This is a genomic window from Bacillus sp. SD088, assembly GCF_017355205.1.
Classification (GTDB): Bacteria; Bacillota; Bacilli; order Bacillales; family Bacillaceae_C; genus Lederbergia.
The window spans coordinates 1-1,850 of record NZ_JADIJK010000061.1 but is presented as its reverse complement, the minus strand read 5'-3'; the positions used below and the strand labels follow the sequence as shown (position 1 = coordinate 1,850).

Annotated in this window: 1 protein-coding gene; it reads right to left on the bottom strand. The window is 39.4% G+C overall.

Annotated features, from left to right (window positions below):
- Positions 1-267 precede the first annotated feature (267 nt).
- Positions 268-1,707, bottom strand: a complete 1,440-nt coding sequence (locus IPU53_RS24600) for a DDE-type integrase/transposase/recombinase (protein WP_207454158.1) — start codon at positions 1,705-1,707, stop codon at positions 268-270.
- Positions 1,708-1,850: the final 143 nt, after the last annotated feature.

Below are 1,850 nucleotides of genomic sequence, written 5' to 3'. Positions count from 1 at the left end.
GGTAGTGTCAAAAAATCTATGAAAACAAAAGCCGAAAAGTAACTCTAAGGTCTAAAAGGGGTGGTAAGCAGCCGCAATCGCTCTTGACAAACACGCCAATGGTTTGAATTCAGACTAACAAGGGCGAAGGGGACAAAAAGAAGGCAGGGCAAATAAGCCCTTGGTTTTTGCAATTTTAAACCATTGGCAAGTTCGGTTTGTCAAGAGTTCGCTCCGCCGATTGCTGAATAGCCGAATAAAAAACAAGGGGCTCAGCTAAACAAAAAGTTAGGCTAACCGCTGTTTTACGATCCATTGTTGGGATAACTCAATTAGTTTTGTCCACCGTGCTGGCATTGTGGGAAGACCTGATAATTCTGGATTCACCACAGGTACCTTTCCTTCTAAAGAGGCATGGGGCCTAAGAAAGTTAAAATAAGCGACAAACAAGGTGACATAAGAAACAGAACCATGTTCTGAACCAAAGCCATGGGTGGAACGATAGTTTCCCTTAAATGTACGATTCAGTCGCTCGATGACTTGTTTAAGGGGCCTAAATTCAGTTGAAACAGGGTCGTCATTTGTTAGACCAATCACTTGTTTGACATCAAACTGGATGTCGTGTTGGGCGAAAAAGTGTTGAGCTAGAAGATAGATAGGATTTCCATCGACCACCAAAGTGAGATCTTCTGGAATCTCCTTCATCTTTACCAACACTTCATCAATGGCATGAATAGCCGTGACGGTATCGCGATTTGGCGACACGGGATAGGAAAGAATAATTTTCTTTACCGCGTCAAAAAAGAAAAACAAATAATGCCATTTTCCGTTTACGCGGATATAGGTTTCATCGCCACAGAATTGATCCGAAAGCTCGTAAGGATAAGAATCCACATAAGGCTTTAAGAGTAAAGCGACACTGTTCTCGTAATTCAATATCGTTTGATGGGAAATCGCGACACCGTGAACGTCTTGCATAATCGCAGCTGTTTTACGGGCTGAAAGCCCATAGTTCACATGGTACGTTAAGATCAAACCCAATGTATGTGCTGAAGCATGAATCTTAGACAAATTTACCCTTGGTAACTCGGGGGATTGTTTAGACAAAGGAAGAAAGTCAACATGAAACTGACGAAAGATATATCGTACTTTAAATGCCTGAGGATCCTTCTTAAACCTTTTTTTCTCTTTTTTAGACATGGTTTTTAGCTTCTTTTGGTAATAAGAACAATCATTGTTTTTACACTTGAAGACAGAGAAGTCTTTCCTTTTTTTGACTTTTTCTAGCGTTTTGGCACAGTGAGGGCACCTTAAAATGGCCTCTTTAGAAAACCGATTCTTATCATGGAAAAGACACGAACAGACCTTACACAGAAACTGCCCTTTGTTTCCATTATTCGCATAAAGATAATCTGATGGAGCACCACACTTGGGACAGTTCATTGTCTTTGGAACAGTCGTTTTCGAATGAGCATGCCTTTTAACAGGTTTAAGTGGCTTCCCATGTTCCATCGAATAGTTTTCTAAAAGGATTTTATAATTTAGTTTTTCAAGCGTTTCGATGATCGGGAGATCATCGACCTGAAGTTTTCGATAAGGTTTATGAACGGGCTCTTCTGTAGGCTTTTCAAACATGTTTTTACCAATAAGAAGAGTTTGTAAAGTACGAATGATTTGATCTTGAAACTTGATAAATTCGAGTAAATAAGTTAATAATTGAGGGTACAACTTGTCACTTCCTATTTTAGGGATTTTGGTGGTGTGGTAACCTCAATTATCCTTAAAGTTGTGGGGGTGGCAAGTTTTTTGCATTCAAACCCCTATAAATCAAAGGATTATTAACTTTTTACTATAGATTTTTTGACAATACG